15 protein-coding genes are annotated in these 15,240 nt (G+C 67.9%); 9 read left to right on the forward strand and 6 right to left on the reverse strand.

Annotation, left to right across the window (positions count from 1 at the left end; translation table 11 throughout):
* Positions 1-31 precede the first annotated feature (31 nt).
* The 5 genes from efp to ACPEH8_RS05795 all read left to right on the forward strand — a co-directional run bounded on the left by efp (position 32) and on the right by ACPEH8_RS05795 (position 4,427).
* The gene (efp, locus tag ACPEH8_RS05775) at positions 32-601 is read left to right on the forward strand and encodes an elongation factor P (protein WP_017354967.1); all 570 of its coding nucleotides are present in this window, start codon (positions 32-34) and stop codon (positions 599-601) included.
* Between the two features lie 230 nt (positions 602-831).
* On the forward strand, positions 832-2,175 hold the full coding sequence (locus tag ACPEH8_RS05780) for a TRZ/ATZ family hydrolase (protein WP_017354966.1): 1,344 nt from the start codon (positions 832-834) through the stop codon (positions 2,173-2,175).
* Between the two features lie 16 nt (positions 2,176-2,191).
* A complete protein-coding gene (ubiG, locus tag ACPEH8_RS05785; RefSeq protein ID WP_017354965.1) occupies positions 2,192-2,923 on the forward strand; it encodes a bifunctional 2-polyprenyl-6-hydroxyphenol methylase/3-demethylubiquinol 3-O-methyltransferase UbiG in 732 nt (243 codons plus the stop codon).
* A gap of 19 nt (positions 2,924-2,942) precedes the next feature.
* Positions 2,943-3,611: a phosphoglycolate phosphatase gene (locus tag ACPEH8_RS05790; RefSeq protein WP_153165230.1), complete on the forward strand. Its 669-nt coding sequence runs from the start codon at positions 2,943-2,945 to the stop codon at positions 3,609-3,611.
* A gap of 108 nt (positions 3,612-3,719) precedes the next feature.
* Positions 3,720-4,427 (forward strand): squalene/phytoene synthase family protein, encoded by a 708-nt coding sequence (locus ACPEH8_RS05795; RefSeq protein ID WP_136003251.1) that lies wholly within the window; start codon positions 3,720-3,722, stop codon positions 4,425-4,427.
* A gap of 45 nt (positions 4,428-4,472) precedes the next feature.
* On the opposite strand, the gene ACPEH8_RS05800 is transcribed toward ACPEH8_RS05795, so the two are convergent.
* The 3 genes from ACPEH8_RS05800 to yidD are packed head-to-tail and all read right to left on the reverse strand — an operon-like array spanning position 4,473 to position 6,920.
* Entirely contained in the window at positions 4,473-5,318 is an 846-nt protein-coding gene (locus ACPEH8_RS05800) for a M23 family metallopeptidase (protein ID WP_136003252.1), read from the reverse strand.
* On the reverse strand, positions 5,318-6,664 hold the full coding sequence (locus tag ACPEH8_RS05805) for a dihydroorotase (protein ID WP_313160926.1): 1,347 nt from the start codon (positions 6,662-6,664) through the stop codon (positions 5,318-5,320). Before ACPEH8_RS05805 ends, ACPEH8_RS05800 begins: the two co-directional genes overlap by 1 nt.
* 1 nt (position 6,665) lies before the next feature.
* A complete protein-coding gene (gene yidD / locus ACPEH8_RS05810) occupies positions 6,666-6,920 on the reverse strand; it encodes a membrane protein insertion efficiency factor YidD (protein WP_136003254.1) in 255 nt (84 codons plus the stop codon).
* Between the two features lie 273 nt (positions 6,921-7,193).
* Here yidD and dksA point away from each other — a divergent pair, with 273 nt between their 5' ends.
* Positions 7,194-8,444 carry an RNA polymerase-binding protein DksA gene (dksA, locus tag ACPEH8_RS05815; protein ID WP_136003255.1) on the forward strand — a complete coding sequence of 417 codons (1,251 nt, stop codon included), beginning with the start codon at positions 7,194-7,196 and terminating at the stop codon, positions 8,442-8,444.
* 150 nt (positions 8,445-8,594) lie between these two features.
* On the opposite strand, the gene ACPEH8_RS05820 is transcribed toward dksA, so the two are convergent.
* The 3 genes from ACPEH8_RS05820 to cysS form a co-directional block, all read right to left on the reverse strand.
* A complete protein-coding gene (locus ACPEH8_RS05820; protein WP_136003256.1) occupies positions 8,595-9,848 on the reverse strand; it encodes an MFS transporter in 1,254 nt (417 codons plus the stop codon).
* Positions 9,845-10,294, reverse strand: coding sequence for a SufE family protein (locus ACPEH8_RS05825; protein ID WP_017356630.1), 450 nt, complete (start codon positions 10,292-10,294; stop codon positions 9,845-9,847). The genes ACPEH8_RS05820 and ACPEH8_RS05825 overlap by 4 nt, the downstream gene beginning before the upstream one ends.
* 135 nt (positions 10,295-10,429) lie before the next feature.
* Positions 10,430-11,842 (reverse strand): cysteine--tRNA ligase, encoded by a 1,413-nt coding sequence (gene cysS / locus ACPEH8_RS05830; protein ID WP_017356629.1) that lies wholly within the window; start codon positions 11,840-11,842, stop codon positions 10,430-10,432.
* A gap of 222 nt (positions 11,843-12,064) precedes the next feature.
* Between cysS and ACPEH8_RS05835 the strand changes: the two genes are divergently transcribed.
* From ACPEH8_RS05835 to ACPEH8_RS05845, 3 genes are all read left to right on the forward strand, one after another.
* Positions 12,065-12,622, forward strand: coding sequence for a hypothetical protein (locus ACPEH8_RS05835; RefSeq protein ID WP_017356628.1), 558 nt, complete (start codon positions 12,065-12,067; stop codon positions 12,620-12,622).
* Positions 12,623-12,941: 319 nt separating this feature from the next.
* Positions 12,942-13,952 (forward strand): N-acetylornithine carbamoyltransferase, encoded by a 1,011-nt coding sequence (locus tag ACPEH8_RS05840; RefSeq protein ID WP_017356627.1) that lies wholly within the window; start codon positions 12,942-12,944, stop codon positions 13,950-13,952.
* A gap of 64 nt (positions 13,953-14,016) precedes the next feature.
* A complete protein-coding gene (locus ACPEH8_RS05845) occupies positions 14,017-15,210 on the forward strand; it encodes an argininosuccinate synthase (protein WP_423666247.1) in 1,194 nt (397 codons plus the stop codon).
* Positions 15,211-15,240: the final 30 nt, after the last annotated feature.

The raw sequence follows: 15,240 nt of genomic DNA on the forward strand, positions 1-15,240 counted from the left end.
GCGCGGCGTTTGCCCATTCAGGAGTTTCAGCATGGCCACTGTTGGCATGAACGATGTCAAGAACGGGATGAAGATCCTGGTCAACAATGAACCGGCGGTCATCACCGAGACCGAGTACGTCAAGCCGGGCAAGGGCCAGGCCTTCACCCGCATGAAGTACCGCTTCATCAAGTCGGGCCGCGTGGTCGAAATGACCATGAAGGCCACCGATGACGTGGAAAAGGCCGACGTCGTCGACACCAACATGAACTACATGTACACCGACGGCGAGTACTGGCACTTCATGGACCCGGAGTCGTTCGAGCAGGTCCAGGCCACCAAGGCCGGCATGGGCGGCGCGGACAAGTGGCTCAAGGGTGAGGAATCCTGCATCGTCACCCTGTGGAATGGCGAGCCGATCTTCGTCCAGCCGCCGAACTTCGTCGAACTGAAGATCACTGAAACCGATCCGGGCGTCCGTGGCGACACCTCGGGCGGTGGCGGCAAGCCGGCCACCCTGGAAACCGGCGCCGTGGTCCGCGTGCCGCTGTTCGTCAACCAGGATGAAATCATCAAGGTCGACACCCGCTCGGGTGAATACTCCGCACGCGCCGGCAAGTAATCCGACCCACGGTCGGATGACGGCAGAGCCGACCGCTGGTCGGCTGTTGCCCACGACCAACGATCGGATACGGGTAGAGCCGACCGTTGGTCGGCTGCTGGTGGCGGGGTCTGAACGCGCGTCGCGAACGGCAGCCGACCAACGGCCGGCTCTACAGACGGCATGTCCCCGGCGTGTCGCCGGCACACCGCCGCCCCTCCGCTGCATCCCCCCTGCCTCAGCGAGCCCGCATGACCGACACCGCACGCATTCCCGAAGCCTGTGACCTGCTGATCGAAGCCGGTTACGTGGTCCCGATCGAGCCGCATGCGGTGGTGCTGGAAGACCATGCCGTGGCCATCCGTGGCAGCGAGATCATCGCGATCCTGCCGCGTGCCGAGGCGCGTGCGCGCTTCGCGCCGATGCAGACCGTGTCACGCCCGGACGCGGCGCTGATGCCGGGCCTGGTCAACGCGCACACCCACAACCCGATGACCCTGCTGCGCGGCGTCGCCGACGACCTGCCGCTGATGGTGTGGCTGCAGCAGCACATCTGGCCGGTGGAAGCGGCGGTGATCGGGCCGGAGTTCGTGGCCGACGGCACCACGCTGGCGATCGCCGAGATGCTGCGTGGCGGCACCACCTGCGCCAACGAAAACTACTTCTTCTCCGACGTCCAGGCGGCCGTCTACAAGCAGCATGGCTTCCGCGCCCTGGTTGGCGCGGTGATCATCGATTTCCCTACTGCCTGGGCAAAGACCGACGACGAGTACTTCGCCAAGGCCGGCGAGCTGCACGACCAGTGGCGCAACGATCCGCTGATCGGCACCTCGTTCGCGCCGCACGCGCCGTACACCGTCAACGACGCCAATTTCGAGCGCGTGCGCATGCTGTCCGACCAGCTGGACATGCAGGTCCACCTGCACACGCATGAAACCGCGCAGGAAATCAGCGATTCGATCAAGCTGCACGGCCAGCGCCCGCTGGCGCGCCTGGACCGCCTGGGCCTGGTCAACGACCGCCTGATCGCGGTGCACATGACCCAGCTCACCGAGGCCGAGATCCACCTGTGCGCCGAGCGTGGCGTCAGCGTGGTGCATTGCCCCGAATCCAACCTCAAGCTGGCCTCCGGGTTCTGTCCGGCCTGCGCCCTGCAGCGCGCCGGCGTGAACCTGGCGATCGGCACCGACGGTTGCGCCAGCAACAACGATCTGGACATGTTCAGCGAGAACCGCACCGCAGCGATCCTCGCCAAGGCCGTGGCCAACGATGCCACCGCGCTGGACGCGGCCACCACGCTGCGCGCGGCCACCCTGGGCGGTGCACGCGCGCTGGGCTTTGGCGACCGCATCGGGTCGATCGAGGTGGGCAAGCAGGCCGACCTGGTCTGCGTGGACCTGTCCGCGCTGGAAACCCAGCCGCTCCACCATGTGCTCTCGCAGCTTGTCTACGCCGCCGGCCGCCACCAGGTCAGTGATGTCTGGATTGCCGGCCAGCCCAAGCTGGTCCAGCGCGAACTGGTTGGCATGGACACGGCGGCGATCGTCGCCAACGCGCGCCAGTGGCGCGAGCGCATCCGCCACATCCGTGCTTGATGCACCAAGGATCCCCATGAACGCCCCCCACGCTTCCACCAATTTCGATCAGGCCGAACTGGACAAGTTCGCCGCACTCGCCAACCGCTGGTGGGATGCGGACGGCCCGCAGAAGCCGCTGCACGCCCTGAACCCGGTGCGCCTGCAGTACGTGGCCAGCCGCGTCCCGCTGCGTGGCGCACGGGTGCTGGACATCGGCTGCGGCGGTGGCCTGCTCAGCGAAGCACTGGCCAAGGAAGGCGCCGAGGTCACCGCGATCGACCTGGCCCCGGAACTGGTCAAGGTCGCGCGGCTGCACAGCCTGGAGTCTGGCGTCACGGTGGACTACCGCCTGCAGGCCGCCGAGGACCTGGCCGCCGAACAGCCGGGCAGCTTCGATGTGGTCACCTGCATGGAAATGCTGGAGCACGTCCCCGACCCGGGCGCGATCATCGCCGCCTGCCACCGCCTGCTCAAGCCCGGCGGCCAGCTGTTCCTGTCCACCGTCAACCGCACCCCGGCCGCGTTTGCGGTGGCCATCGTCGGTGCCGAGTACGTAGCGCGGCTGCTGCCCAAGGGCACGCACCATTACCAGGACTTCATCAAGCCGGCCGAACTCGGCAAGTGGCTGCGCGAGGCCGACTTCACCCTGCGCGATGTCAGCGGCATGGCCTATGAGCCGTGGCGCAACCGCGCGCGTCTGAGCAGCCGCACCGACATCAACTACCTGGCCTATGCCGTGAAGCCGGACGATGCTGCCGGTGTCTGAGTCCGCAGGTCACGCGGGCATGTTCCCGCAGGCGGTGCTGTTCGATCTGGACGGCACACTGCTGGACAGCGCCCCGGACATGCTGGCCACCGCCAATGCGATGCTCGGCGCGCGCGGCCGTGCTCCGATCAGCCTGGACGTCCTCCGCCCGGTGGTGTCCAAGGGCTCCCGGGCGATGGTATCGGTCGCGTTCCCGGAGCTGGGGCAGGCCGAGCGTGACGCGCTCGTGCCCGAATTCCTGGAGCGCTATGAAGGCCTGATCGGCCGCCATGCCGTGCTGTTCGACGGCGTGGCCGGCATGCTCGACGCGCTGGAGGCGGCCGGCTGCCGCTGGGGCATCGTCACCAACAAGCCGGAATACCTGGCGCGGCTGATCGTGCCGCAGCTGGGGTGGGAACAGCGCTGTGCCGTGCTGATCGGCGGCGACACGCTGGCCCAGCGCAAACCGCATCCGTTGCCGCTGCTGGCGGCGGCCGAACGTATGGCGATGGCCCCGGCCACCTGCATCTACGTCGGCGACGACGAGCGCGATATCGTCGCTGCCAACGCCGCCGGCATGGCCTCGGTGGCCGCGCTGTGGGGCTACCGCCTGGACGCCGACGACCCGCACGCGTGGGGCGCCGAACGCATGGCCGAACACCCCGCGCAGCTGCAGCGCCCCGACGCCTGGCCGCCCGCGCGCGGGTAGACCGGACGACCGGCCGATGACCCACTCCGGCAGGTGCCAACCGTGGGTCGGCACATTTCCCCAGGCAAGTGCGGACCGTGGGTCCGCACAGCATTTGAAGGACTTCCCGTGACAACTTCCAGCGCCCTGGACAGCTTCCTGGACAAGTGGCGAACCCGCTGGCCGGAATGGTCGGTAGCCGAACCTTTCGTGCCGGAGGCACAGCGCCTCCGCGTGGTGGCGTGGTTCGCGCTGCTGCAGGAGTTCGACGACATCCTCAATATCGGCGGCGACCCGACCCCGGCCGACGCCAAGCTGGCGTGGTGGGGCGAAGAGCTGCGCAGCTGGGCCGCCCAGCGCTCCAGGCATCCGCTGGGCCGTGTACTGGAACCGTTGCGCGCGCCGTGGGCGGAACTGGCCCAGACCCTGCCGGACCTCATCGACGCGCGTGCCGTGCCGGTGGACCCGGCGCAGGCGCTCGCCGCGCTGCGCGCCTACGCCGCTGCGGTGGCCGCAGTGGAGGCGGTGATCTTCGAGGCGGCTGTCCGCGGTGACACCACCACGCCGGTGGTGCTGCAGACCCTGGCGCAGCGACTGCACGAGGCCGGCGTCGCCGCCGTGCCACGCGCATTGCTGGCGCAGGGCGAGCAGGACGTGACGCAGCGCTGGGGGCAGCAACTGCTGCGCGACTGGCCCGCGCGCGTGGCCGGGCCGCGCCCACGCCGCCTGTATGCCTCGCTGGCACGCACGCGCCAGCAGGCCTGGGTGCAGGGGCGCGAACTCAAGGCAACGCCGCTGCGTACGCTGCTGCGCACCTGGTGGGCAGCCCGCGGCTGATCGCTGGGGCAGGGTGGGTACCGACCGTGGGTCGGTACGCCTTCGTCAGCGCCGCTCCAGCACCAGCAGCGGATCGATGCGGGTATCGAACCAGTTCATGCCCCAGTGCAGGTGCGGCCCGGTCGCACGACCGGTGGCGCCGACTGCGGCGATCACCTGGCCCTGTTCGACCCGGTCGCCGACCTTCACGTCGATGCGCGACAGGTGCAGAAAGTTCGAGCTCACCCCATAGCCGTGATCAAGCAGCAGGGTGCCACCGGTGAGGTACAGGTCCGGCCCGGCGAACGTGACCACGCCAGCGGCCGGTGCTTTCACCGGCGTGCCGGTCGGCACCGCGATATCCATGCCCGAATGCCCGGCGCCGGGTTGCCCGTTGTAGACGCGTGCGTTGCCGAAGCGACCGCTGATGCGTCCCTGCACCGGCCAGATGAACGCCTGCGCGAAATCGGTCCGGTCGTCGTCGCGGGCGCGGGCAGCAGTGACCTGGGCCTGCTCGCGTTTGATCCGCTCGGCAATCGCCGGCGGCGGGTTGACCGTCTTGGGAGGGACGCCGTTGACGCGCTCCACCGGCCAGTCGCGCGGCGTCACCGCGATGCTGGCCGTCTCGGTGGCGCCGTCCGGGCGTCGCACCTGCACCTGCAGCGGGCCCTTCTCGTCGCGGCCGATGCCAAACACGACACTGCCGTAGCCGCTTACCCGCAGCGTGCGGCCGCCGTACTGCACCGAGCTGCCGGCGGGCACCTTTCCGATCACCATCGCACCCTGCGAGGCGCTGGCCGGGAACACCACGCGGGTGTCGGCCTGCGCCTGGGCGCCCACGGGCAACAGCAGGGCGCCCAGCGTCGCCCCGCCCGCCAGAAGCAGGCTCCAGCCCAGCAGACGCGCCCGCATCAGCGGTCGAAGCTCATGCGCTGGCCGTTCGGCGACCCGACCAGCCGCTCGCCGTCCCACGCAAGCTGGCCGTTGACCCAGGTCGAGGCGATGCGCGAGCGGAAGGTCATGCCCTCGAACGGCGACCAGCCGCACTTGGACAGCACGTCCTCGCGCTTCACCGTGAACGGCACGTCTTCGACCAGCACCAGATCGGCGAAATAGCCCTCGCGCAGATAGCCGCGCTGGCTCACGTCGAACAGCTGCGCCGGGGCGTGCGCGAACTTCTGCACCACCTGGGTGATCTCCAGCTTGCCTTCGTGCACCAGCTCCAGCGCGGCCACCAGCGCGTACTGCACCAGCGGCAGGCCGGACGGCGCCTGCGCATACGGCTTCTGCTTCTCTTCCCAGGTGTGCGGGGCATGGTCGGTGGCCAGTACGTCAATGACGTCCTCGGCCACCGCGCGGGTCAGGGCCTCGCGGTCGCTGGCTTCCTTGATTGCCGGGTTGCACTTGATCAGATTGCCCAGCCGCGCGTAATCGCTGCGGTCGAAGCGCAGGAAGTGGATGCAGGTTTCGGCCGTGATCTGCTTGCGGCTGCCGTCGGCGCGGATCAGTGGACCCTTCTCGAACAGCTTCAGCTCATCGGCGGTGGAGATGTGCAGCACGTGCAGGCGGGTGCCGTGCTTCTTCGCCAGCGCCACCGCCAGCTCCGACGACTTCAGGCAGGCCTCGCGCGAGCGGATATCCGGGTGCTGTTCCGCGCTCAGCGCGTCGCCGTATTTCTCGGCGTATTCCTTCGCCTTGGCGTCGATCATCGGGGTGTCTTCGCAGTGCGTGATGATCGGCGTGGGGGCGTACTTGAAGATCGCGTCCAGCGTCTCCGGGTTGTCCACCAGCATGTTCCCGGTGGAGGCGCCCATGAACACCTTGATGCCCGGCGATTGCTTCGGGTCCACCACCTTGATGTCGGCCAGGTTGTCGTTGCTGGCGCCCATGTAGAAGCCGTAGTTGGCGCGTGCGCGGCCGGCGGCAGCGTCGTATTTGGCCTGCAGGACCGCTGCATTGAGCGTCGGCGGATTGGTGTTGGGCATGTCCATGAAGCTGGTCAGGCCACCGGCCACGGCCGCCGCCGATTCCGTGGCGATATCACCCTTGTGGGTCAGGCCCGGTTCGCGGAAGTGCACCTGGTCATCGATCATGCCCGGCAGCAGCCAGCGCCCGGCGGCGTCGACCACGGTCTCGCCCGGGCGCGCCTCCAGGCCGGTGCCGATCTGCGCGATGCGGCCGTTTTCGATGCGCAGGTCGCCGTCGGTGATGCGACCTTCGTTGACCAGGCGGGCGTTGACGATGAGCGTGGAGGACATTTCAGTGTTTTCCTGTGCAGCGGCAAGCGGCGTGCGGGGCGCGCGGCGGCACCTCGTCCACGCCACCGGGATGGAAGGGATGGCAGCGACCGAGCCGGCGGGCGGCGAGCCAGCTGCCGCGCGCGGGGCCATGCAGGGCGATGGCTTGCATGGCGTATTCAGAACAACTGGGCACGAAGCGGCAGCGCGGCCCCAGCAGCGGGCTGATGAAGCGCTTGTAGAAGCGCAGCAGGGCAATGAGCAGGCGCGAGATCACCCCGCCATCTTAGAGCAGTTGGCATGAAGGCCGCATTTGTCGCAGGATGGGGCGTTGGACCCGCTCACGCCCACGCGCGTGGCGGGCCGCCCCGGTGGCATCACCGGGTCAGGTGCCGAACTGCGCGAGCCGGTCCGCCCAGCGGGCAGGCCGGCTTCACCCCCTTGCGACTCCGGGGCTGAACGGAGTAGGCGGTGTGGTTGCTGCTGCTGGTCGGGTAGGCTATAAAGGCCCGCTTTCCCGGGCCCCGGGGAATCCAAGGAAGAGCGTTTCGTGGCTGCTAAAAAAACTGCAAAGAAGGCCGTCAAGGCCGCCAAGAAAACCGCCAAGCCTGTTGTAACGAAGTTGGCGGCCAAGTCCGTTGCCAAGAAGCCGGCCGCCAAGCCGGCCGGCAAGCCTGCATCCAAACAACCGGCGGCCAGGACGGCACCCGCAACGAAATCCACCGGCAAGACCCCGGCCAAGGCGGCCAAGAAGACCGCCACCAAGGCGCCCGTGGTCAAGAAGGCAGCCGCGAAGAAGGTCGCGCCCGCCAAGGCGGCGCCCAAGAAGGCCACGGCCGGGAAGACGGCTGTGGCCAAGCCGGTCGCCAAGGCGCCGGTGAAGAAGGCCGCCGCCAGCAAGACCGTGGCAAAGAAGACGGTGAAGCCGGTGGCTGTCAAGCCGGCCGCCAAGCCTGCACCGGTGAAGAAGGTCGCGGCCAAACAGCCGCCGGCCAAGCCGGTGAAGGCAAGCAAGACCGCCAGCAAGCCCGTGGCAACCAAGCCGGCCGCCAAGCCGGCCGCAGCACCTGTAGTCAAGTCCGCACCGAAGCCGGCATCGCCGGCGCCGGCCAAGTCTGTCCCGGCCAAGTCCGCGGTCACGCCTGCCACCCCTCCGGCGCCTGCGCCGGCGCCGGTAGCAGCGTCCCCCGCCTCGAAAGCCCCGCAAAACAAGAATCCCGTGCCCGTTTCGAAATCGCCTGCAAAAACCCCCGCCAAGTCCGAGTCCGCCCCCAAGCCCGTGTCCCGTCCGGTCGGCAAGGTCGCCGTTGCCGTGGCAGCGCGTTCGGCCGCCCCGGCCCCGCGCACCAAGGTGAAGGTGGTGGAATACAAGACTGACGAAGCCACCGGTCGTCCGATCCTGCCCGACGGTTACAAGCCGAGCGCGGAAGAGGAATACATGAATCCGCTGCAGCTGGAGTATTTCCGCCAGCGCCTGCAGCACTGGCGCAATGATCTGGTCGAGGAATCCAAGCAGACCATCGCGAATCTGCAGGAGGAAGTGCGTGATATCGGCGATGAGGCCGAGCGCGCCACCCGCGAGACCGAGAACTCGCTGGAACTGCGTACCCGTGATCGTTACCGCAAGCTGATCGGCAAGATCAACAGCACCCTGAAGCGCCTGGAAGACGGTGACTACGGCTACTGCGTGGACACCGGCGAAGAGATCGGCCTGGATCGTCTGGAAGCGCGTCTGACCGCAGAGCGCACCATCGACGCCCAGGAGCGTTGGGAGCACCTGCAGAAGCAGCAGGGCGACTGATCGCCGATCGGTCGCGACGCAATCAAAAACCCGGCCTCGGCCGGGTTTTTTTTGATCCGCGGAACTTCGGCGCTCTGCTGCACAGGCAGCCGACCAACGGTCGGTACCTGCCACCGCCGGCGGCCGACCGTCCCGGCAGGCCGCTCCCGGTCAGTGCAGGTCGCGCAGGTTCAGGCGGCGCAGGGTGGGGTTCTTCCAGGCAGTAATGCCGGCCACGCTCAGCACCGCGAAACCACCCAGCACCACCGCCGGCACCAGACCGAGCAGCTTGGCCATCGTGCCCGCATAGAACGCGCCCAGCTCGTTGGACGAACTGATGAAGATGCCGTTGATCGACGATACCCGTCCACGCATTTCTTCCGGCGTGGCCAACTGCAGGATGGTCGAACGGATCACCACCGACACGCCGTCGAAGGCACCGTAGAACAGCAGGATCACCGCCGACAGCCAGAAGCTGTGCGACAGCCCGAACCCGATCACGCACAGCCCGAACCCGGCCACCGCGAACAGCAGCACGCGGCCGGCGTTGCGCTGCAGCGGCCGGCGGGCCAGCCACAGCCCCACGCACACCGAGCCCAGTGCCGGCGCCGCGCGCAGGATGCCCAGGCCCTCCGGACCGTGGTGCAGGATCTCGTGCAGGAACGCCGGCAGCATCGCCACCACGCCCCCGAGCAGCACCGAGAACATGTCCAGCGCCATCGCCCCGACCATGATCCGGTTGCCCAGCACGAAGCGGCCGCCCTCGGCGATGCTCTTGAAGATCGGTGCGGCCGGACCGCTGTGCACCGGCTCGGACACGCGCAGCACGGCCAGACAGCCCACCGCGACCGCCGCCACGCCTACCGCCACACCGTAGGCCACGCCCTTGCCGCCCCAGGCGACCAGCAGCCCGCCCAGCGCCGGCCCGGCCACCATGCCGGCCTGGAACACTACCGCCCCCAGACCCGCGCCGCGCGCGTACTGCTGGCGCTCGAGCACCCGCGCGAACAGCGCGTTGTAGATCGGCGACAGAAACGCGCGCACCATCCCCGTCATCGCGATCGCCGCATAGATCGGCCACACCCCGTGGAACGGCAGCCAGCCCTGCGCCACCGCGGTCAGCACCACCGCCGTCAGCACCAGCCCGCTGGCCGCCACCATGCCCAGCCGGCGGCGCGGCAGGTGATCGACCAGATAGCCGGCGAACGGTGCCACGCAGAAGAATGGCAGCACCTCGGCCAGTCCGACCAATCCCAGCGAGAACGGATTGCGGGTTACTTCATAGATGTGCCACCCGACCGTGACCGCCACGATCTGGTAGGACAGCATCGCGCAGATGCGATAGGCCAGCAGCAGCGAGAAGCCGGGGCGGGACAACAGGCTGAGCGCGCTGTCGCCTGTGTCGGACGGGGCGTCGGCACTCACGACTGCGCGGACTGCGACTGTGCGGTATCGCGGATGAAGGCCAGCATGGCCGCCACGCCGTTGCTGCGCGTCGGCGACAGATGGCGCGACAGGCCGATGTCCTGGATGTAGGTCGGCTCGGTGGCCAGGATTTCCTCGGCCGACCGGCCCGAGTACACCCGCAGCGCCAGGTAGATCAGCCCGGACACGATCGCCGAATCGCTGATGGCGTGGAAGCGCAGCGACTGCGCATTGCCTTCCGGCACGATCCACACCATCGACTGGCAGCCGAGCAGACGGTGCTGCTCGGTCTTCCACTCCTCAGGGAAGGCCGGCAGCTTGCGCCCCAGGTCGATCAGGTACTGGTAGCGTTCGGACCAGTCGCCAAAAAAGGCGAACTCATCGGCGATGGCCGCCTGCGCGTCGGCGGCGGTGGGTTCGAGCGGGAACGGGGAAACGGTGGTCATGGGGGACTCCGGGCCGGTATGCGCCTTCCGTGGTCAGGCCGTGATGGTTCTGGGGAAGCACCCGGCCATCCGTGGCCGGGACTGTGTCAGGGCGCCCGACGCCGGGGCCGGGCAGGTCAGTGGCTGGGCGGGCCCTCAGCGCTTGCGCACCCAGCGCACGCCCTGCGCGGTGTCTTCCAGGGCGATACCTTCGGCCGCCAGCGCATCGCGGATCGCATCGGCGCGGGCGAAATCGCGCGCCTGCTTGGCGGCCGTGCGCTCATCGATCAGCGCCTGGATGCGCGCGCCCTCGTCGCTGTCGGTGGCCTGGCTGCCGAACCACGCGGACGGGGCCTGCTGCAGCAGCCCCAGCGCCTTGCCGGCGCCGAGCAACTGGCTCTTCAGGTCGACCAGTTCGGCCAGCGTGGCGCCCTCGCGCGGATGGTCCGGGCCGCCGGCCGAGGCCGAGGCGTGGCGCAGCTTCCTGGCCAGTTCCGACAGCAACGCCAAGGCGCGCGGCGTGTTGAGATCCTCGTCGAGCACCGCTTCGATCGCCTCGGGAATGCGTGCCGTGGCCGCTACCGCCTCGACCTCGCGAAGTGCGCCGTACAGGCCATCCAGCGTGCGTGCGGACTGCTCGATCAACGCATCGGACCAGTCCAGCGGCTGCCGGTAGTGGGCCGACAGCAGCGCATACCGCAGCGCCTCGGGCGCATGCGCGCGGACCAGATCGTGCACGCGTTCGATGTTGCCGATCGACTTGCTCATCTTGGCGCCGCCGAAGTTGAGCATGCCGTTGTGCAGCCAGAAGCGGGCGAAGGTCTGCCCGCCGTGCGCGCACTCGCTCTGCGCGATCTCGTTCTCGTGGTGCGGGAACTGCAGGTCGACGCCGCCGGCGTGGATGTCGATGGTCGGGCCCAGGTGCGCGGCGGCCATCGCCGAGCACTCGATGTGCCAGCCCGGACGGCCGCGGCCCCAGGGGGATGCCCAGCCGGGCAGGTCCTCGGAGGACGGCTTCCACAGGACGAAGTCGCCCGGGTCGCGCTTGTACGGGGCCACGTCCACGCGCGCGCCGGCGAGCATCTCGTCGGGATCGCGCCGTGAGAGTTTGCCGTAATCGGCATAGGTGCCCACGGCGAACAGCACATGGCCTTCGGCGGCGTAGGCATGCCCGGCCTCGATCAGCTGTTCGATCATTTCAATGATCTGCGGGATGTGCGCAGTGGCTTCCGGCTCGATGTCCGGCGGAACCACGCCAAGTGCGGCCATGTCCTCACGGTACGCGGCGGCGAAACGATCGGTGATTGCCGAAATCGGCACATTCTGGTCCCGCGCGGCCGTGTTGATCTTGTCGTCCACGTCGGTGATGTTCCGCGCGTAGCGCAGGGCGCCGAAACGGCGTCGCAGCAGATCGGCCAGCACCCCGAACACCACCGGGCCACGGGCGTTGCCGATGTGGACATAGTTGTAGACCGTGGGACCGCAGACATACAGGGTCGGACAGGCCGGATCGAGCGGTTGGAACGTTTCGAGCTGGCGTGTCAGGGTGTTGTGCAGTCGCAGGGTCATGGTGGCCGTGGTGGGGGATGGGTGGGGGGCAAGCGGTCGATTTTAGATCACAACGGCGCCCAGCGCCGGGCCGTCCGGCGGCCCCGCAGGGCCGGCATGGCGTCCCTGGCCGGGGGGCGGGCGCGGCCTGCCTATGGGCAGAAACGTTACGGAAGGGTAATGTTCAGCCCCTTGTGCCTGGCACTGCCTAAACTATCCCCCTTGTCCTCTTACCTGTTGCCAATGAAATCCGCTTCGTTGTTGACGCTGGCCTGTCTGCTCGCAAGTGCCGCCTTCGGGGTGCGCGCCCAGGACGGTGAGGCCCGCAACCGGGTGGTGATCGTCGAGAACGTGAAGTTCGACTACGCGCAGGTGCTCAACGTCGAGCCCGTGTTCCAGACGCTGCGGGCCACCCGCACGGAAGAACACTGCGAGCCGGTGTCCACCCGGACCCTGGCCCCGGTCAACGTGACCGGCGAAGAACCGCAGGAAGAAAAGGGCCGCTTTGGCCGCTTCATGGACTCGGTGCGCTCGATCTTCCGCCGTGAAGACGGCAGCGAGGAGGAAATGCCCGTGGTCGAGGCGCCGCCGGCCAACAACGGCCCGCTGCTGACCCGCGACTGCCGGATCATCCCGGTCGGCCGGGAATTCCGCCGGCCCATCGCCTATGACGTGGATTACGTCTACAAGGGCACCAAGTACCGCTCCCGCCTCCCCGACGATCCCGGCAACCGCCTGAAGATCCGCGTGTCCATCACCCCGTGGGTGGCGGCCGAGCAGGGCGGGCCGGCCAATCCGTGACCGGCCGGGAAGCCGCCTCGTTCGCTACGCTGATCTGCATGTTCCATTCAGGCCTTGCACCCGCCCCGGGCGCGTGCAAAGATGGGCGGCCATGAAACTCACCGACTTCCAGCACGACACCAGCGCCGCCCGTATGGCTACGGGCATGACGTCGCGTGCCCGCCGACCGGAACCCCACATTTTCGCTGGGTAACCGGAGCTTCGTGCTGTCTGTTCGGAAAACCCAGCCCCCGTGCTGGGTTTTTTCGTTTCTGCGATCTGAAGAGTTTCATCTGTACGTTTTTCCGACCCCCTGAATCCCGCCGCAAAGGATCGATCGATGTCCCTGAAGCACTTCCTGAACACCCAGGACTGGAGCCGCACCGACCTGGATGCCCTGCTGACCCAGGCCGCGTTGTTCAAGCGCAACAAGCTGGGCGACGAGCTCAAGGGCAAGTCGATTGCCCTGGTGTTCTTCAATCCGTCCATGCGCACCCGCACCAGCTTCGAGCTGGGTGCCTTCCAGCTGGGGGGCCACGCGATCGTGCTGCAGCCGGGCAAGGATGCATGGCCGATCGAGTTCAACCTCGGCTCGGTGATGGATGGCGACACGGAAGAGCACATCGCCGAAGTGGCCAAGGTGCTGGGCCGCTACGTCGACCTGATCGGCGTGCGCGCATTCCCGAAGTTCGTCGACTGGAGCAAGGACCGTGAGGACGAAGTGCTCCGGAGCTTCGCGAAATACTCGCCGGTGCCGGTGATCAACATGGAGACCATCACCCACCCGTGCCAGGAGCTGGCCCACGTGATGGCGCTGCAGGAACATTTCGGCACCCAGGACCTGCGCGGCAAGAAGTTCGTGCTGACCTGGACCTACCACCCCAAGCCGCTCAACACCGCGGTGGCCAACTCGGCGCTGACCATCGCCACCCGCATGGGCATGGACGTGACCCTGCTGTGCCCGACCCCGGATTACATCCTGGACGAGCGCTACATGGGCTGGGCCGAGCAGAACGTGGCCGAGAGCGGCGGTTCCCTGCAGGTCAGCCATGACATCGCCAGCGCCTACACCGGTGCCGACGTGGTCTACGCCAAGAGCTGGGGCGCGTTGCCGTTCTTCGGCAACTGGGAGCCGGAAAAGCCGATCCGCGACCAGTACAAGCACTTCATCGTCGACGAAGCCAAGATGGCCCTGACCAACAACGGCGTGTTCAGTCACTGCCTGCCGCTGCGCCGCAACGTCAAGGCCACCGACGCGGTGATGGACTCGGCGCAGTGCATCGCCATCAACGAGGCCGAGAACCGCCTGCACGTACAGAAGGCGATCATGTCGGCCCTGATCGGCCGCTGAGATTCTGTTGATTCCCCCTTTGCCCACCGCCGGGCCGTGTCCGGCGCTACGAGATCAGACCCCCATGAGCAAGAAAGACATCGTCCTGGCCTTCTCCGGCGGACTCGACACCAGCTTCTGCGTGCCTTACCTGCAGGAGCGCGGCTACAACGTGCACACCGTGTTCGCCGACACCGGCGGCGTGGATGACGAAGAGCGTGATTTCATCGAGAAGCGCGCCGCCGAGCTGGGCGTCACCAGCCACGTCACCGTCGATGGCGGTCCGGCAATCTGGAGCGGCTTCGTCAAGCCGTTCGTGTGGGCCGGCGAAGGCTACCAGGGCCAGTACCCGCTGCTGGTGTCCGACCGCTACCTGATCGTGGATGCCGCGCTCAAGCGCGCCGCCGAGCTGGGCACCAACATCATCGCCCACGGCTGCACCGGCATGGGCAACGACCAGGTTCGCTTCGACCTGGCCGTGAAGGCGCTGGGCGACTACCAGATCGTCGCGCCGATCCGCGAAATCCAGAAGGAACACACCCAGACCCGCGCCTACGAGCAGAAGTACCTGGAAGAGCGCGGTTTCGGCGTGCGCGCCAAGCAGCAGGCCTACACCATCAACGAAAACCTGCTCGGCCTGACCATGTCCGGTGGCGAGATCGACCGTTGGGAAGCCCCGGGCGAAGGCGCCCGCGGCTGGTGCGCACCGCGCAGCGAGTGGCCGGCCGAGGCGCTGACCGTGACGCTGAAGTTCGTCGAAGGCGAGGCTGTCGCCCTGGACGGCGAGGCGATGGCGGGCGAGCAGATCCTGGCCAAGCTCAACAAGCTGTTCGCCCCGTACGGCGTGGGCCGTGGCGTGTACACCGGCGACACCGTGATCGGCCTGAAGGGCCGCATCGTGTTCGAAGCGCCGGGCCTGATCTCGCTGCTGGCCGCGCACCGCGCGCTGGAAGATGCCGTGCTGACCAAGCAGCAGAACCGCTTCAAGCCGGACGTGGCGCGCAAGTGGGTGGAGCTGGTGTACGAAGGCTTCTACCACGACCCGCTGAAGACCGATATCGAGGCGTTCCTGAAGTCCTCGCAGGCCAAGGTCAACGGCGAAGTGGTGCTGGAAACCCGCGGTGGCCGCGTCGATGCGGTGGCCGTGCGCTCGCCGCACCTGCTCAACACCAAGGGCGCCACGTACGCCCAGTCGGCCGACTGGGGCGTGGAGGAGGCGGAAGGCTTCATCAAGCTGTTCGGCATGAGCTCCACGCTGTACGCGCAGGTGAACCGCTGAGCGATCCACGTAGCGCCGGGCTCTGCCCGG

Origin of the sequence: Stenotrophomonas sp. NPDC077461, assembly GCF_049545475.1 — a bacterium.
Classification (GTDB): domain Bacteria; phylum Pseudomonadota; class Gammaproteobacteria; order Xanthomonadales; family Xanthomonadaceae; genus Stenotrophomonas; species Stenotrophomonas nematodicola.

What these genes read in the sequence shown, in the direction of transcription:
- efp (WP_017354967.1), top strand. Translation starts at nt 32, where the DNA reads ATGGCCACTGTTGGCATGAACGATGTCAAGAACGGGATGAAGATCCTG.
- ACPEH8_RS05780 (WP_017354966.1), top strand. Translation starts at nt 832, where the DNA reads ATGACCGACACCGCACGCATTCCCGAAGCCTGTGACCTGCTGATCGAA.
- ubiG (WP_017354965.1), top strand. Translation starts at nt 2,192, where the DNA reads ATGAACGCCCCCCACGCTTCCACCAATTTCGATCAGGCCGAACTGGAC.
- ACPEH8_RS05790 (WP_153165230.1), top strand. Translation starts at nt 2,943, where the DNA reads ATGTTCCCGCAGGCGGTGCTGTTCGATCTGGACGGCACACTGCTGGAC.
- ACPEH8_RS05800 (WP_136003252.1), bottom strand. Translation starts at nt 5,318, where the DNA reads ATGCGGGCGCGTCTGCTGGGCTGGAGCCTGCTTCTGGCGGGCGGGGCG.
- ACPEH8_RS05805 (WP_313160926.1), bottom strand. Translation starts at nt 6,664, where the DNA reads ATGTCCTCCACGCTCATCGTCAACGCCCGCCTGGTCAACGAAGGTCGC.
- ACPEH8_RS05825 (WP_017356630.1), bottom strand. Translation starts at nt 10,294, where the DNA reads ATGACCACCGTTTCCCCGTTCCCGCTCGAACCCACCGCCGCCGACGCG.
- cysS (WP_017356629.1), bottom strand. Translation starts at nt 11,842, where the DNA reads ATGACCCTGCGACTGCACAACACCCTGACACGCCAGCTCGAAACGTTC.
- ACPEH8_RS05835 (WP_017356628.1), top strand. Translation starts at nt 12,065, where the DNA reads ATGAAATCCGCTTCGTTGTTGACGCTGGCCTGTCTGCTCGCAAGTGCC.
- ACPEH8_RS05840 (WP_017356627.1), top strand. Translation starts at nt 12,942, where the DNA reads ATGTCCCTGAAGCACTTCCTGAACACCCAGGACTGGAGCCGCACCGAC.
- ACPEH8_RS05845 (WP_423666247.1), top strand. Translation starts at nt 14,017, where the DNA reads ATGAGCAAGAAAGACATCGTCCTGGCCTTCTCCGGCGGACTCGACACC.